Origin of the sequence: Pararcticibacter amylolyticus, assembly GCF_003130405.1 — a bacterium.
Taxonomy (GTDB): domain Bacteria; phylum Bacteroidota; class Bacteroidia; order Sphingobacteriales; family Sphingobacteriaceae; genus Arcticibacter; species Arcticibacter amylolyticus.
In genome coordinates, this window is the sequence record NZ_QEAS01000131.1 from 1 (window position 1) to 340 (window position 340).

At 55.9% G+C, this 340-nt stretch carries 1 protein-coding gene; it reads left to right on the forward strand.

The window, feature by feature from the left end; genetic code table 11:
- Nucleotides 1-26 precede the first annotated feature (26 nt).
- On the forward strand, nucleotides 27-340 hold a 314-nt coding region (locus tag DDR33_RS25655), incomplete at its 3' end, for a 3-coathanger stack domain-containing protein (protein WP_146198889.1).

Sequence of the window (340 nt, forward strand, 5' to 3'; positions counted from 1 at the left end):
ACTTTAGCAACGGAGATAAATCAAATATGAAAGTACCATATATGAAGTTATACCTGCAAACACTTGTCAGTTTACTGGTATGTTTTACCGTGCTGCCCGCTGTAGCACAGGACACCACCTTGAGCAGCTACAGCAATAGCCGTCCGGTAGTAACCGCCACGCGGAGCATCACCCTTTTGCCCGGCTTTTACGTCCCCTCCGGGTCCAGCTTCCACGCCTATATCGTAGCCGCCACCGCCGCCCCCTGTATCCCCCTTGCCGCCGCCATAAGCACCGATCAGAACTACATCCTCACCTATACCCCCCGCGAGCCCTTTGCCGCCGGCACCGACCTGTCCGC